The organism is Actinoplanes sp. CA-051413, assembly GCF_050955795.1.
In the GTDB taxonomy this organism is placed as follows: domain Bacteria; phylum Actinomycetota; class Actinomycetes; order Mycobacteriales; family Micromonosporaceae; genus Actinoplanes.
Genome location: NZ_CP192100.1, coordinates 6,732,455 through 6,746,536 on the forward strand (window position 1 = coordinate 6,732,455; position 14,082 = coordinate 6,746,536).

Below are 14,082 nucleotides of genomic sequence, written 5' to 3' on the forward strand. Positions count from 1 at the left end.
GGCCGGCGGCGCGTAGGCTGGCACGGCCCGCCCTCGACGACGACCTCCGCCCCCGGGTGGCTTCAGCACGGCTCGTCAGCGGGCTTCCACGACCGGCACCAGCGGCGTCGACGACGCCCGGCCGGCGTGCGCCGCGCAGCTCGGCACCATTTTCTCCGATTCGCGCCCCGGTCCCGGCCCTCCGCCGGCGCTGCCGGGCGCGTCCCGGCGCATCCCCCCGAACCGGAAGGCAGGCCCTGTGGCCACCAGATACGGCTTCCTCAGCACGCACCCGCCGACCCACTGCGGCCTGGCCACGTTCAACGCGGCCCTGGCCGCCGCCCTCACCGCCGGTCCGGCCTCCGGCGGCGTGGTCCGGGTGACCACCGGCGCCGGCGACGGACCGCCGGGCCCTGACGTGGCGCACACCTGGCCGGGACACGACGCCGACGGCTGGCGGGCCGCCGCCGACGCCCTCAACGGCTACGACATCGCGATCATCCAGCACGAGTACGGCATCTACCCCGGCGCCGACGGCGCGGACGTGCTGCGGCTGATGCGCCGGCTGCGGGTGCCCAGCATCGTCGTCCTGCACACCGTGCTGAGCCGGCCCACGCCCCGGCAGAAGTCGGTGCTGGAGCAGGTCGTGGGGGCCGCGGGCGCGGTCGTCACCATGACCGGCACCGCGCACGACCGGCTGATCGTCGGCTACGACGTGGACCCGGCCAAGGTGTCGGCCATCCCGCACGGCGCGGCCGACCACACCGGTACGCCGGTGGTCCGTGGGCCCCGGCCGCACCTGCTCACCTGGGGTCTGCTCGGCCCCGGCAAGGGCGTCGAGTGGGCCATCCGGGCACTGCCGCACCTGCGCCGCCTCGATCCCGTCTACACCGTCGCCGGGCGGACCCATCCCAAGGTGCTCGAGCGGCACGGCGAGGCGTACCGGGCGAGCCTGCACCAGCTCGGCGCCGAGCTCGGGGTGGCGCAGTCCGTCGACTACCGGTCGCAGTATCTCGACGACGCGGCACTCGGCGCGCTGATCCGGTCCGCGGACGTGGTGGTGCTGCCGTACGACTCCGTCGAGCAGGTGACCTCCGGGGTGCTGATCGAGGCCGTCGCCGCCGGTGTGCCGGTGGTCGCCACCGCCTTCCCGCACGCGGTGGAGCTGCTCACCGACGGGCCGGGGCTGCTCGTACCGCACCGCAATCCCCGGGCGCTGGCCACCGCGATCCGCAAGGTGCTCACCCAGCCGGCCCTGGTCCGGACCACCGGCGACGCCGCCACCCTGCGCTGGCCGGCGGTCGCCGCCCGCTACGAGGCGCTGGCCGCGGGACTGATGACGACTGCGGCGCAGCCGGCCACGGCACCGGCGTGACCGCGGTCATCGGTGTCCCGGCCCGGCGCCGGCAGGCTCCGGCCCCCAGCTTCGCCCATCTGGCGCGGCTGAGCGACGACACCGGCCTGCTGGAGCACGCCCGGCACGCCGTGCCCCGGCGGGAGCACGGCTACTGCACCGATGACGTCGCCCGCGGGCTGGTCGTGGTCAGCCGGGAGCCGGACCCGGCACCGGCGGTGCTGCGGCTGGCCGAGGTGTACCTGAGCTTCCTGACCCACGCGCAGGACGACAGCGGCGCGTTCCACAACCGGCTCTCGTACGACCGGCGCTGGACCGACGACGCGAGCCTGGGTGACTGGTGGGGTCGTTCCCTGTGGGGGCTGGGCACCGCGGCCGCCCGGAGCACGGCGCCGTGGATCCAACAGGAGGCGCTGTACGCCTTCGACCTGGGTGCCGCCCGTCGCTCGCCGGCGCCGCACGCCATGGCCTTCGCCGGGCTGGGAGCCGCCGAGGTGCTGCGCCGGCATCCGAAGCACCCCGGTGCGGCGGCCCTGCTCGCTGATGCTGCCGCGGCCGTCGGGTGGCCCGACTCCGACCCGCTGTGGTCGTGGCCCCGGCGGCACCTGGCCTACGCCAGCGCCGCACTGGCCGAAGTCGTGATCCTCGCCGGTGCGGCCCAGCAGGACAAGGCGTTGCGGGCTGCCGGGCTGCGGATGCTGAGCTGGCTGCGCGGTCTGCAACTCGTCGACGGCCGGCTGTCGGTGCTGCCGGCGGCCGGCTGGCACCACGGAACTGCTCGGGAGCAGTACGACCAGCAGCCGATCGAGGTGGCGGCGCTGGCCGACGCGTGTGCGACCGCGGCCGCGGCCACCGGGGATCCCGGCTGGCACGACGGCGTACGGCAGTCGATCGGCTGGTTCCTCGGCGACAACGACACCGGGGCGGTCATGTGGGACCGGGCCACCGGCGGCGGCTACGACGGGCTGACCCCGGCCGGGCCCAACCTCAACCAGGGCGCCGAGTCGACGCTCGCGCTCATCGCCACCCTGCAACACGGGCGCGGGGTGGCCGGCTTCAGCACCGCCCACCGATGATCATCCGGGCTGTCAGGAGGCGGCGATCCGGCTCTCCGGCACGTCCCAGTCCGCTTCGAGGTCGCCGGCCCAGGGCACGACCCGTACCGCGATCGAGCCGCCGCCCGCGCAGCTCGCGGTCAGCAGACCGGTGGACTGGCCGGAGAAGTAACCCACGGTGACCGTGCGACCGGCCACCTCGACGTCGTGCGGGCGGCGGCTCCAGCCGGCCGCGCTGAGCCGGAGCCGGACGATCGGGCCGTACCGCTCGTCCAGGACCTCGACCAGGCCGGGCAGTTCGGCGGCCGGATCGGTGCCCCGGGGCCACCAGCAGCCCTGCACCACCGGGCGGGGACCTGCGGTCGGTTCGAGCCACAGCCGGGGCGCGGTGGTGGGAGTGCGGGTGTCGGTCGAGCGTGCCATCGGACTTCCTGTCATCGATGAGCGTCGTCGGGCACGGGTCCAGACCAGGAACGAGAGTTACGGCAGGGACGAGGTCCACCGAGGCGGTGAAGGGGGAAACACTGTGAACAGTACGCCTGCACCGCCAGAAGGAGGCGCCATGATCACCCCGGTGGTGTTCCTGACCGAGTACCGCGACCGGCCGTCCCGGCTGTTGACGCTGCTCCGGCGGGTCAGTGCCGGCGACCAGATCGCCTTCGGCCGGCTCTATCTCGCCCTCGAACCGGACGTCACGACCGTGGTCCAAGAGCAGGTGGGGGACCATCGGGAGGCCGGCGAGATCGCGGCGGCCACCTTCCTGGAGGCGTGGCAGTCCGCGGACCTGCACACCGCGCCGGGCACCGACGTGGCCGGCTGGATCACCGGCATCGCGGCGCGCCGGGCCGGGGAACAGCACGACCCGCGGACCCGGTCGCACCCGTCGCGCCACGACTACTCCCCGGGCGTGGCGCTGGCGGCGCTGCTGGAGCACCCGCCCGCGCGGCGCAGCCCGTTCCGCCGCGGCTGAGAGGCCGGCCCGGGAGGCCGGGCCGGGAAGCCGGCCCGCAATGCCGGCCGCAATGCCGGCCGCAAAGCCGACCGCGAAGCCGACCGCAAAGCCGACCGCAAAGCCGGCCGCAAAGCCGGCCCGGCTACGCGGCGAGGGTCCGTTCCGCGACGATGGCCGCGATGCACTCGTAGGCGTCGGGGTGGCCCGATCGGCCCGGATCCACGCAGGCCAGCGAAGCCGCGCGCTGCTCGTCGAAGACCGGCATCGGCACGCCGGCGGGGGCGCGGGACGCCGCGAAGGGGAACGGCCGGCTGCCGGCGGGCGCGGAATCGTCCCGTGGCCTGCCGTGGGATCGCGCGGAGGTGCCCGGGCCGCGCCCGGCACCGCCCGGCAGCAGTGTCGCTGCTTCCTCGTCGATGCCGCCGTCGCCGGTCACCAGCGACAGCTGGGTCTCCTCGCTGTCCGGCTGCAAGGGCCAACACCGGCTTCGGACGATCAGTCTGCCCGCGCTGCGCTCGCGGTGGGGCAGCTCCGTGCCGTCGTATGTATCGATGGTCTTCATCACGGCCTCCCTGTGGGACAGCGGCCGAGGTCTGGAGCCGTCTTCCACGGTACGCCGGATCCGGCCGGGCGAACCCGCCAAGATGTGCCGAAATCGTCAGGGTGCCGCCCGGACCGCGCCGCCGTCGAGCCAGCCGTCGGCGTCTCCGAGGTCCCAGTCGGCGAGGATCTCGCGGGTGTGCGCGCCGGGCAGCGCCGGGGTGCCGACCGGGCCGGGCGGTGTCGCGGAGAAGCGGGGCGCCGCCGCGGGCTGGACCACGCCGCCGGGGCGTTCGAAGGTGCCGCGGCTCGCCAGGTGGGGGTGCGCGGCGGCCTCGGCCAGTGACAGCACCGGCGCCACACACGCCTCGGTGCCCTCGAAGATCCGCGCCCACTCCTGCTGGGTGCGGGTGGCGAAGGCGGCGGCGATCCGGGCGCGCAGCTCCGGCCAGCGGGCGCGGTCGTACTGCGCCGGCAGGTCGTCGCCGGGAGCGAGCAGGCGGATGAACTCGGCGTAGAACTGCGGCTCCAGCGCGCCGACGGCCAGGTGGCGACCGTCCGCGGCCGGGTAGACGTCGTAGAACGGCGCTCCGGTGTCGATCAGGTTCACGCCGCGCTCGTCGCGCCACTGGCCGGCGGCGCTGAGGCCGTACAGCAGGGTCGTGAGATGGGCCGCGCCGTCGGTGATCGCCGCATCCACCACCTGGCCGTGGCCGGTGCGCGCGGCCTCGCGCAGCGCGGCCAGCAGGCCGACGACCAGGTAGAGCGAGCCGCTGGCGAAGTCGCCCAGCAGGTTGACCGGCACCTGGGGCGGGCCGCCGGCCCGGCCGATCGCGTGCAGCGCGCCGGTGACCGCCAGGTAGGTGATGTCGTGCCCGGCGCTCGCGGCGAGCGGCCCGTCCTGGCCCCAGCCGGTCATCCGCGCGTAGACCAGCCGCGGGTTGCGGGCCAGCGCCGCGTCCGGGCCGACGCCGAGCCGTTCGGCGACCCCGGGCCGGTAGCCCTCGACAACCGCGTCGGCCCGCTCGGCCAGGGCGAGCACCAGTTCCCGGCCGCTGTCCTGCTTGAGGTCCACCGCGATCGAGCGTTTGCCCCGGGTCAGCAGGTCGAAGCGCGGATCCACGGACAGCGGCGAGCCGGGGCCGACGCGGTCCACCCGCACGACGTCGGCGCCCAGATCGGCCAGCAGCATCGCGGCGAACGGGCCCGGCCCGATGCCGGCCAGCTCGACCACCTTGAGACCACGCAACGGTCCCCGATCATCCGGCATGCGTACCTCCGAGCACTGGACTCCCCTACGATGAACCTCGTCGATCCCCCTCGACCGGGAGGCAGGCGATCATGTATCCACCCCAGCCGTGGGATCTGCGCGGTCAGCTCCATCTTTCGGTCTTCGCGGTGCCGCGGTCCGCGCTTACGCCGCTTCCGGCACCGCTCGCGGCGGTCGTGCGGCCGATCCCGTTCGGCCGCCGCGCGCTCGTCGGGGCGGCCTGGGTGCGTTACGAGCCCGGCGGGGTGCTGCACTACCGGGAGCTGCTGTCGGCCGTGCTGGTTCACGAGCGGTGGCGGCCCCGGGTCAGCATCACCGAGATCTGGGTGGACAGCGTCGAGTCCCGCGACGGCGGCCGGGCCCTGTGGGGCATCCCCAAGGATCTGGCCGATCTCGAGCTGCGCGAGTCGCCGGGCGGCGACCTGGTCGCCGCGGCCGGCACCGGGCCGGAGCCGGGCGACCCGCGGGCTCCGATCGGCTCGGCCTCCGTGCGGCACGGCCTGCGGCTGCCCGGCCGCTGGCCGACGCCGCTGTCGGTGGCCCAGGCTCTGGGCGACAAGGTCCTGCGCACTCCGGTACGGGGAAGCGCCGGGTTGCGCCTCGGCACGGCCACCTGGCGGATGGAGGCGGGCGGGCCCCTGGGTTACCTCGCGGGGCGGCGTCCGCTGCTGACCCTGACGCTCACCGACTTCCGGCTCCGCTTCGGTGCCGCGGCTCCGGCACCGGCCGCCACCTGGCCCTGACCACATCAGGACTGCCCGGCCCGGCTGGCCGCGCGGAAGTCACCGGGACGCAGGCGGGCCGTGCGGCGGCGGTACTCCCCCGCCATCCCGGGCCAGTTGGTGACGACCCGCCCGCTGGGTGTGCGGTACCAGCTGCTGCACGCGGTCCAGACACTGCCGGCCAGGCGGGACTGCAGCTCGGCGTCGTAAGCGGCGGCCACTTCCGGGCGTACGTCCAGGGGCTGCGCACCGGCGGCGAGGGCCCGTACGGCCTGCACGATGTAGCGGGCCTGGGCCTCGTGGAAGTAGACCACCGAGGTGTTGCCGGTGTTCGTGTTCGGCCCGTAGACCAGGAACATGTTGGGGAAGCCGGGCACGGCCATCCCCAGGTACGCGTGCGCGCCGTCCCGCCACACCTCGTCGAGCCGCGCCCCGCCGCGGCCGGTGACCCGCATCGGCGTGAGGAACTCGGTGGCCGCGAAGCCGGTGCCGTACACCAGCACGTCGCAGGGGTGCTCGACCCCGTCGGTGGTGCGGATCCCGGCCGGGGTCACTGATTCGATGGGCGTGGTCACCAGATCGACGTCCGGGCGGGCCAGGGTGGGCAGCCAGGCGCTGGTGAAGAGGACCCGCTTGCAGCCCATCGGCTCGTCCGGCGTGACCTGCGCCCGCAACCGCGGGTCCCGGACCTGCCACCAGCGCTGGGTGCGTGAGGCTGTCCGCAGAAAAGCTCCGGCGGCCCGGTTGCCGAGCACGGCCGCGCCGGTGAACACGGTCATCGCCCAGGTGCCGGCGCGTGGCGGTCGCATCAGCGCGGGCACCCGCCGGTACAGGGCCCGGCGCAGCGCGCTGTAGCGGCGGTCCGGTTTGGGCAGCGTCCACGGTACACTGCGCTGAAAGACGATGACCCGGGCCGCCGTACCGGCGATCGCGGGAACGAGCTGGATGGCGCTGGCGCCGGTCCCGACGACCGCTACTCGCCGGCCGTCGATCCGCAGCGCGGGATCCCAGCGGGCGGTGTGCAACGCCGGCCCGCGGAACTGCCCGGCGCCGGGCAGCAACGGAATGACGGGCCGGGACAACTGCCCGACCGCCGGTACGAGCACATCGGCGACAACCTCGGTGCCGTCCGCGATCGCCAGCCGCCAGCAGGAGCGCTGCTCGTCCCACTCGGCCCCGGTGACCTCGGCGCCCAGCCGCAGGTGCGGGGTCAGGCCCAGATCGGTGACGCACCGGTGCAGGTAGGACAGGATCTCCGAGTGCGGCGGGAAACGCCGCGACCAGTCCGGATTCGGGGCGAAGGAGAACGAGTAGAGCGGGGCGGGAACATCACAGGCGCAGCCCGGGTACGCGTTGTCCCGCCACACCCCGCCCAGCCGATCGGCCTTCTCCAGCAGCACGAAGTCGTGGAAACCGGCCCGGCGCAACGCCGCGGCGACGGCCACGCCACCGAAGCCGGCGCCGATGATCGCGATCCGGGGTGGCACTCACTTCTCCGCGTACAGGGCGTCGATGCGGTCGGCGTAGGCGCGCAGGACCGGGCGTCGCCGTACCTTCATGGTCGGGGTGACCAGGTCCCCACCCGGCGGCCAGGCCTCGGTCAGGACCTCGAAGGCCCGGACCTGCTCGGCCCGCGACAACGTCGCGTTGGCCGCCCGCATCCCGGCCGCGACCGCGGCCGCCGCGTCGTCGCCCGCCTCCGGATCCAAGACCAGCAGAGCCACCAGGTACGGCCGGGCGTCGCCCACGACCACAGCCTGCGCGACCTGCGGGCAGTGCGCCTTGATGGCCAGCTCGACCAGCGCCGGGGCGACGTTCTCCCCGCCGGAGGTGATCAGCAGCTCCTTCTTACGGTCGATGATGATCAGATAGCCGTCCCCGTCCATCGCGGCGATGTCGCCGGTGGACAGCCACCCGTCGGCGTCGAGCACGGCGCCGGTGTCCTCCGGCCGGTCCCGGTAGCCGCGCATCATCATCGGGCCACGGACCAGCAGCTCACCGTCGGCGGCCAGGCGGACCTCGACGCCGGGCAGCGGCAGCCCCACCGTGCCAGGCCGGATGGCCTCCGGCGGGTTCATCGTGGCCATGCCGGAGAGCTCGGACATGCCCCAGGCCTCGCTGAGCGGTACGCCGAGCGCGTTGACGAACTCCACCACCCAGCGTGGCGCGGGCGCCGCGGCGGTGACGGCCAGCCGGACCTGGTCGAGACCGAGCCGGGCCCGCACGGCGCTCAGCGCCCGCTCGTCGACCATCCGGTACGCCGCAGCGAGTTCGGCCGGCACCTCGCCGGCCCGTGCGGCCTGGTGGTAGCGGTGGCCGATGTCGACCGCCTGAGCCAGCTCCGGCATGCTCCTGACCCCGGCGACCAGACGTTGCCAGACCTGCGGCACGCCGCCGAACAGGGTGGGCCGCACGTCCTGCAGGGCGGCGAGGATCTCGCGCCAGTCGGCGAGCGTGGTGACCTCGGTGCCGGTCCAGGTGTGCAGGTAGTGGTTGGCCCAGCGGTCGGCTATGTGTGCGGAGGGCAGGAACGAGATGAGGCGGTCGCCGGCGCGCATGCCGAGCAGGGGATGCGCTGGCGGTGGCCATGGCGACCATGCCGGCGTGGGTGATCTCCACACCTTTGGGGGCGCCGGTGGTGCCGGAGGTGTAGACGAGGGTGAGCAGGTCGTCGGGGCGGACCGCCTGCCAGGAGGTCTCGAGGTCAAAATCGGGCCGGCCGCCGGCGACGAGATCGTCCAGCGTGAAGTCCCCGGATTCCCCGTCGAGCACGATCACCTGGGGTGGCTTCCCTGGCCCCTGCCTGTCCTGGCGCCCTTTCCCTTGCTGGCCGTCCTGCCCGTGCTGCCGGCGCTGCTCGTGCTGGTTGGCCTGCCCGTGCTGCCGGCCCTGCTCGTGCTGGGCCTGCGCGGGCTGATCGGGGTCGTCCGGCGTCGGGCTGAGGGCTGTGCTGCTGGTCAGCAGGCCGGCGAGGCGGCGTTCGGTGATCACGACCTGGGCGCCGGAGACGGTCAGCAGGTGGGCGATCTGATCGGGCGAGGAGCTGTGATAGCAGGAGAACGGGACCGCGCCGAGGTGCTGGGCGGCGGTGTCGACGAGGTGGAACTCGGGGCGGTTGGTGAGCAGCAGGGCGACGGTGTCACCGCGGCGGACACCCAGGGCGGCGAGCCCGGCGGCGATGGCATGCACCTGGGTGGCGTACTGGGACCAGGTGTAGGAGGTGGTCCCGCCGACCGTCCGCAGGGCGACGGCGTCGGGCATGCGCCGCACAGTGGCCTGGAAGGCGGCACACATGGTGGTGGGAACGGGCTGGGAGGTGGCGGTGCCACCCGGGGTGGCCGTCATGGTGCCGAACGTTAGCAAGCTGTTGACAGGTTGCCAATAGGCTCAGCGGCCGGGCGTGACGACGGTCGGAATGACCTGCTCCACGATGGCCAGCAACGTCGTCGCGAGCAGTAGATGCACCTGCGCGCGGGTCAAGGCGTCCCGGTTGAGCCACTCCTTGGCGGTGGCGGAGGCCATGCCGACATAGGCCCGGATCATGCCGCGCAGTTCCTCCCGATGCTCGGCAACCTCGGCCAGACCGACGGCGATCAGCACGTACTCGGCGGCGGTGTCCTCGGCCTCGGCCAGCACCCGCTCCACATCGACATCCCGTCCGGTGCCGGCCGCGGTCGCGGCGGCGAGCCATGAGGTGCTGTGCCGGGAGACGACGTCGAGAAACCAGGACACGCTGGCGTCGACCCGGGTGCGAAGATCGCCGGCGGGCAGATTCTGCACCGCAACCTCGGGGATGGTCAGCATGACCCGGATGACCTCGAGATAAAGGTCCTTCTTGGTGCCGAAATAGTGGTTGATCAGCCCTCGGGCAACCCCGGCAGCGCGGGCGATGTCGGTGGTGGAAACCTCGGCGTAGGGGCGCTCCCCGAAAAGCCGGACCGCGCAGGCGAGAATCTGTCCCCGGCGGACGTCCGGCTCCAGGCGTCTTCGGGTCTGCGCTGCGTCGACACTCACTGGCCGACCTTATCCGCCGGGTGCACGCGTTGCCGCAGGCACAGCGCCGGCGACGCCTACGCCATCGGCCACGATGACCGGCGATGGGCAGATCCCGCGGGCCGCTGCCCGCGTGGGTGGCCCAGCCGATGTCCGGTCAGCGTCCCCCTATGCGCATTGCGGGAATGTGGTGCGGAGATCGGCGAGGAACTGCGGGTAGCCGTCGGGGCCGAAGGTGATCGCCGCCGACTCCACGACACTGACCGCTGCTGCGAGCGGGTCTTCGATGGCGAAGGAGCCGAGCCCTGACAGGGCGTACAGCTGTTGGTCCTCTTGCCGGCCGGGCTCGTCGTCGAAGATCGGGAGACGCGGCACGTAGGTACGCGCGCCCACGTCGTCGAGCACGGAATACCAGCCGTCCTCGTCGTCGAAGGGCGCCGGAAGAGGCTCGCCGGTATGTAACGCCGTGACGGCCGGGACCAGCGCGTGATGGTCGGTCAGCCGGGCAACAGCCAGAGCCCGCAACGCGGCCCAGCGGGCAACCTGACCCAGCACCTCGTCATCGGCCTCGGACAGTGCCAGTACCAGCTCGCGGTCGATCAAAGTCAGGCCGGTGGTGAAGGCATCGGCCGCCTGCAGCCGGGCGTTCGGGATCGCGCCGTACTTCTCCAGCAGGTGACTCTGTTCCTCGCCGGCCACGCTGTGATCTTCTGCGTCCTGCTCGGCCGGCGGCAGGGGCCGGCTGCGGTGGGCGCGATGCCAGTAGGCGGCCCGAAGGCTGGTCCGGCGCAAGATGCGGTCCGCTGCCGGCGTGCCCGGCCAGAACTGCAGCAGGTACGCGTCCGGTGCTTCCTCACTGTGATCCGCTTCGTCGATGCCGCGGACGCTGTACCGGACGCGGTAGTCGCCCGGCGGCAGGCGGAGCCGGTGCGGCGTGTCGTCGTCGAGACCCAGCAGGTGCACCTTCTCACGGGTGGGACGGAACGATACTTCGACGATCTCCTCCCAGCTGTCGTCCACCTCGGGCGCAGTGCCGTGCAGCTCGACACGGAACGGGACCCAGCCGGTGTGCGTACCTACCGTCAGCTGCAACAGCCCGGGAACCGCCGCCCCACAGATGCCGTTCTCCTGCCCGGCGTACACGTCGTCCGGCTCGTGGTCGGTCTCGAACGGATCGTCCCCGCAGAACACGGAGGCGAACCCGCCTCGACATCAACCGGATGATCATGGCACGGTGGCCACGGCGCAGCGGACTCATCCGCCGCGAGCGAGCCGGTTGCAGACCGGGGTCGCCACGACGCGCCGCCGCAAAGCCCGGTGCCGCCTTGCCCGGCCACTCGGCGCCACGCCCGGCGGCACCTCCTGCCCGCAACGGCACTCAGCCGAAGCGCAGTGCCGCCGGAGCCGAAGCCGGCACAGCCGGATGTCGCGGCGCGACCGGAGCCACCCGCACATAAGGCGCACCCACCGCCGGCCGCGGATCCGCCTCCCCCACATTGGGCCACAGCGCCACCGCCCGTTCAGCCAGCGCAGTGATGGTCAGCGAAGGATTGACCCCCAGATTCGCCGCGACCACCGACCCGTCGATCACGTGCAGGCCCGGGTGTCCGTACAGGCGTTGGTAGGGATCGACCACCCCCGCCGCCGGGCCGGCGCCGATTGCGCAGCCGCCGATGAAGTGGCCGGTCACCGGCCGGCCGATCAGCTCGGTCACCGCACCCAGCGGCACCCCGTCGATCTTCTCGGCGACGCGGCGGGCGACGTCGTGCGCGGCCGGCACCCAGGCCGGGTTCGGCGAGCCGACGCCGGGCCGGGTGGTCAGCCGCCGGCGGCCGAGCACCGACCGGGCGGTGTGCACAGTGACCGAGTTGTCCAGCGGCTGCATCGCGAGCAGCACGATCGTCTGCTGCGACCAGCGCCGGGGTACCGCCAGCAGCCGCAGGTCGCGCCAGCCGCGGGCGAGTTGCCGCAGGCCGGCCACCCAGCGCCGACCACCTCCGGTGTCGTCCACCAGCACGGTGGCGAGCAGGGCGAGCAGGTTGCTGCCGCGGCCGTAGCGGACCGGTTCGACGTGGGTGACCGGGTCCGGGTGGATGGAGGAGGTGATGGCTACGCCGCGGCTCACGTCGAGGTCGTGGCGGCGGGTGCGGGCGCCCAGGATGGACTCGGAGTTGGTACGGCTCAGTTCGCCGAGGCGGGGCGAGACCGCGGGCAGCAGGCCACGGTCGCGCATGCGGTGCAGCAGGCGCTGGGTGCCGAGCGCGCCGGCGGCGAAGACCACCTGCGCGGCGGTGAAGCGGCGGGTGCGCCGGCGTGGGCTGCCGGTGGCGCGCGTGTCGATGTCGTACCCGCCGCCGGGCCGCGGCCGGACCGCGACCACCGTGGTCAGCGGGTGCACCACCGCGCCGGCCGCCTCGGCCAGGTACAGGTAGTTCTTGACCACCGTGTTCTTCGCGCCGACCCGGCAGCCGGTCATGCAGGCGCCGCACGAGGTGCAGGCCCGGCGGGCCGGCCCGGCCCCGCCGAAGAACGGATCCGGCACGGCGGCGCCGGGCCGCTCACCGAAGAGCACACCCACGGGGGTACGCCGGTACGTGTGCCCGACGCCGAGATCCTCGGCAACGGCGCGCAGCGTGACGTCGGCGAACGTCTCGACGGGGTTGGTGACCACGCCCAGCATCCGCTTCGCCTGGTCGTAGTAGGGCGCGAGCTCGGCCTTCCAGTCGGTGATCGACGCCCACTGCGGATCGCCGAAGAACGCGTCGGGCGGCTCGTAGAGCGTGTTGGCGTACCCCAGAGAACCGCCACCGACCCCGGCGCCGGACATGACCAGCACGTCGCGGAGCAGGGTGAGCTGCAGAATGCCGTAGCAGCCGAGCGCGGGAGCGTAGACGTAGTCCCGCAGCCGCCACGAAGTCTTGGCGAACTGCTCGTCGGTGAAACGCCGGCCGGCTTCGAGGACGCCGACCCGATAGCCCTTCTCGGTCAACCGCAGCGCGGTGACACCCCCACCGAAGCCGGAGCCGATGACCAGGACGTCGTAGTCGTACGCCATGAGTTACCGTGGCACCGTTATTGTCGGGCTGTCAATAAGGGGTGCGGGTGATGCTGGCTCATGAGCGTCTCGGCAGCGGGCCCCCGCTGGTGCTGATCCACGGGTTGGGCAGCCGGCGCCAGGTCTGGGATCCACTGATCGCGGAGCTGGCACGCCACCGTGAGGTGATCGCCATCGACCTTCCCGGCTTCGGCGAATCCCCGCTCTGGCCGCCTCTCGCCGGCCCGCACTCACCCCACCGACCCCGAACGTCCGGCCCCGCCTTGCCTGGCGACCGGCGGCGATCCGACAGCCGCTGGGCCCTCGGCCCGGCGGCGGCCGGCGGCGAGACGGCATCCGGTCGCACATCCCCCAGCGATTCGGCACTTGTCGGCGCCCACTCGATGTTCCATCCGGCGTCGCCGGACGACGCGGCATCGCCCGGCGGGCCGACCGCGCCCGACCGCCCCACCACCTTCGACGAACCGACCGCCATGACCGACAACCCAATACCGGACGACAACCCCGCGGTCTTCGAAGCCTCACCCGTTCCCGGGTCGGTAGGTCACCTCGCCGACCTGGTCGCCGCATTCCTCGACAAGCTCGGCCTCGACCGGCCGGAACTGGCCGGCAGCTCCCTCGGCGGCGGCATCGCCCTGGAACTCGGCCGGCGCGGCCGGGCGTCAGCCGTCACCGCATTCGCCCCCGTCGGTTTCTGGGGCCCCGCAGGCCGCCGCTGGTGCCAGGCCGTGGTCGGCGGCGCCCGCGTCCTGAGCGCCACCCTCGCGCCCGCCCTCCCCCGCATCTTCGCCACCCGGGCCGGCCGCGTCGCCTTCTGCGGAGTCTTCTACGGCCACCCGAGCCGACTGTCGCCCGAGGACTGCCTCGACTCGGCGCGGGCACTGTCGCACGCGCCGGGCTTCGCCGCCGCGCGACGGGCCTTCGGCGTCTGGCGGCTGCCGGTCGGCGCCGATCCCGGTGCACTCTCCGGCATCCCGGTCACAATCGCCTGGGGTACGCGTGACCTGGTCCTGCCGCACCACCGCCAGGCCGCCCGGGCCCGCGAAGAGCTGCCCGCCGCCCGGCACGTCCTGCTGCCGGGCTGCGGACACCTGCCGTTCGCCGACGACCCGGCCCGCTGCGCCGAGCTATTGACAGTCCGCCAATAACTCGCCAAGGTGGA

13 protein-coding genes and 1 pseudogene are annotated in these 14,082 nt (G+C 73.5%); 5 read left to right on the top strand and 9 right to left on the bottom strand.

Annotation, left to right across the window (positions count from 1 at the left end):
• The first annotated feature begins 238 nt into the window (after window positions 1-238).
• The gene (locus ACQP2Y_RS31690) at window positions 239-1,354 is read left to right on the top strand and encodes a glycosyltransferase (RefSeq protein ID WP_433719023.1); all 1,116 of its coding nucleotides are present in this window, start codon (window positions 239-241) and stop codon (window positions 1,352-1,354) included.
• On the top strand, window positions 1,351-2,409 hold the full coding sequence (locus ACQP2Y_RS31695; RefSeq protein WP_433719025.1) for a glycosyltransferase: 1,059 nt from the start codon (window positions 1,351-1,353) through the stop codon (window positions 2,407-2,409). Before ACQP2Y_RS31690 ends, ACQP2Y_RS31695 begins: the two co-directional genes overlap by 4 nt.
• A 12-nt stretch (window positions 2,410-2,421) precedes the next feature.
• On the opposite strand, the gene ACQP2Y_RS31700 is transcribed toward ACQP2Y_RS31695, so the two are convergent.
• Complete coding sequence (locus ACQP2Y_RS31700; RefSeq protein WP_433719028.1) at window positions 2,422-2,811, bottom strand: DUF5994 family protein; 390 nt, start codon at window positions 2,809-2,811, stop codon at window positions 2,422-2,424.
• Between the two features lie 139 nt (window positions 2,812-2,950).
• On the opposite strand from ACQP2Y_RS31700, the gene ACQP2Y_RS31705 reads away from it, so the two are divergent.
• The gene (locus ACQP2Y_RS31705) at window positions 2,951-3,358 is read left to right on the top strand and encodes an RNA polymerase sigma factor (RefSeq protein ID WP_433719031.1); all 408 of its coding nucleotides are present in this window, start codon (window positions 2,951-2,953) and stop codon (window positions 3,356-3,358) included.
• A gap of 124 nt (window positions 3,359-3,482) precedes the next feature.
• Here ACQP2Y_RS31705 and ACQP2Y_RS31710 read toward each other — a convergent pair whose 3' ends face one another.
• Entirely contained in the window at window positions 3,483-3,902 is a 420-nt protein-coding gene (locus ACQP2Y_RS31710) for a hypothetical protein (RefSeq protein WP_433719034.1), read from the bottom strand.
• A gap of 96 nt (window positions 3,903-3,998) precedes the next feature.
• Window positions 3,999-5,150, bottom strand: a complete 1,152-nt coding sequence (locus tag ACQP2Y_RS31715; protein ID WP_433719036.1) for a CaiB/BaiF CoA transferase family protein — start codon at window positions 5,148-5,150, stop codon at window positions 3,999-4,001.
• 71 nt (window positions 5,151-5,221) lie between these two features.
• On the opposite strand from ACQP2Y_RS31715, the gene ACQP2Y_RS31720 reads away from it, so the two are divergent.
• Window positions 5,222-5,893 carry an acetoacetate decarboxylase family protein gene (locus tag ACQP2Y_RS31720; protein WP_433719037.1) on the top strand — a complete coding sequence of 224 codons (672 nt, stop codon included), beginning with the start codon at window positions 5,222-5,224 and terminating at the stop codon, window positions 5,891-5,893.
• A gap of 5 nt (window positions 5,894-5,898) precedes the next feature.
• Here the strand turns inward: ACQP2Y_RS31720 and ACQP2Y_RS31725 are convergent, their stop codons facing one another.
• The 6 genes and pseudogenes from ACQP2Y_RS31725 to ACQP2Y_RS31750 all read right to left on the bottom strand — a co-directional run bounded on the left by ACQP2Y_RS31725 (window position 5,899) and on the right by ACQP2Y_RS31750 (window position 12,920).
• Window positions 5,899-7,359 (bottom strand): flavin-containing monooxygenase, encoded by a 1,461-nt coding sequence (locus ACQP2Y_RS31725; protein WP_433719038.1) that lies wholly within the window; start codon window positions 7,357-7,359, stop codon window positions 5,899-5,901.
• On the bottom strand, window positions 7,360-8,430 hold the full coding sequence (locus ACQP2Y_RS31730) for an AMP-dependent synthetase/ligase (protein ID WP_433719040.1): 1,071 nt from the start codon (window positions 8,428-8,430) through the stop codon (window positions 7,360-7,362).
• A gap of 73 nt (window positions 8,431-8,503) precedes the next feature.
• Window positions 8,504-9,217: pseudogene (locus ACQP2Y_RS31735) on the bottom strand (AMP-binding protein); the annotation flags it as partial.
• A gap of 42 nt (window positions 9,218-9,259) precedes the next feature.
• On the bottom strand, window positions 9,260-9,886 hold the full coding sequence (locus ACQP2Y_RS31740) for a TetR/AcrR family transcriptional regulator (RefSeq protein ID WP_433719043.1): 627 nt from the start codon (window positions 9,884-9,886) through the stop codon (window positions 9,260-9,262).
• 147 nt (window positions 9,887-10,033) lie between these two features.
• Window positions 10,034-11,056, bottom strand: a complete 1,023-nt coding sequence (locus ACQP2Y_RS31745) for a hypothetical protein (RefSeq protein ID WP_433719046.1) — start codon at window positions 11,054-11,056, stop codon at window positions 10,034-10,036.
• Window positions 11,057-11,243: 187 nt separating this feature from the next.
• On the bottom strand, window positions 11,244-12,920 hold the full coding sequence (locus ACQP2Y_RS31750) for a GMC oxidoreductase (protein ID WP_433719047.1): 1,677 nt from the start codon (window positions 12,918-12,920) through the stop codon (window positions 11,244-11,246).
• Window positions 12,921-12,970: 50 nt separating this feature from the next.
• Here ACQP2Y_RS31750 and ACQP2Y_RS31755 point away from each other — a divergent pair, with 50 nt between their 5' ends.
• Window positions 12,971-14,068 carry an alpha/beta fold hydrolase gene (locus ACQP2Y_RS31755; protein WP_433719048.1) on the top strand — a complete coding sequence of 366 codons (1,098 nt, stop codon included), beginning with the start codon at window positions 12,971-12,973 and terminating at the stop codon, window positions 14,066-14,068.
• The last annotated feature ends 14 nt before the right edge of the window (window positions 14,069-14,082 follow it).

What these genes read in the sequence shown, in the direction of transcription:
- ACQP2Y_RS31700 (WP_433719028.1), bottom strand. Translation starts at nt 2,811, where the DNA reads ATGGCACGCTCGACCGACACCCGCACTCCCACCACCGCGCCCCGGCTG.
- ACQP2Y_RS31720 (WP_433719037.1), top strand. Translation starts at nt 5,222, where the DNA reads ATGTATCCACCCCAGCCGTGGGATCTGCGCGGTCAGCTCCATCTTTCG.
- ACQP2Y_RS31710 (WP_433719034.1), bottom strand. Translation starts at nt 3,902, where the DNA reads ATGAAGACCATCGATACATACGACGGCACGGAGCTGCCCCACCGCGAG.
- ACQP2Y_RS31730 (WP_433719040.1), bottom strand. Translation starts at nt 8,430, where the DNA reads ATGCGCGCCGGCGACCGCCTCATCTCGTTCCTGCCCTCCGCACACATA.
- ACQP2Y_RS31750 (WP_433719047.1), bottom strand. Translation starts at nt 12,920, where the DNA reads ATGGCGTACGACTACGACGTCCTGGTCATCGGCTCCGGCTTCGGTGGG.
- ACQP2Y_RS31755 (WP_433719048.1), top strand. Translation starts at nt 12,971, where the DNA reads ATGCTGGCTCATGAGCGTCTCGGCAGCGGGCCCCCGCTGGTGCTGATC.
- ACQP2Y_RS31715 (WP_433719036.1), bottom strand. Translation starts at nt 5,150, where the DNA reads ATGCCGGATGATCGGGGACCGTTGCGTGGTCTCAAGGTGGTCGAGCTG.
- ACQP2Y_RS31705 (WP_433719031.1), top strand. Translation starts at nt 2,951, where the DNA reads ATGATCACCCCGGTGGTGTTCCTGACCGAGTACCGCGACCGGCCGTCC.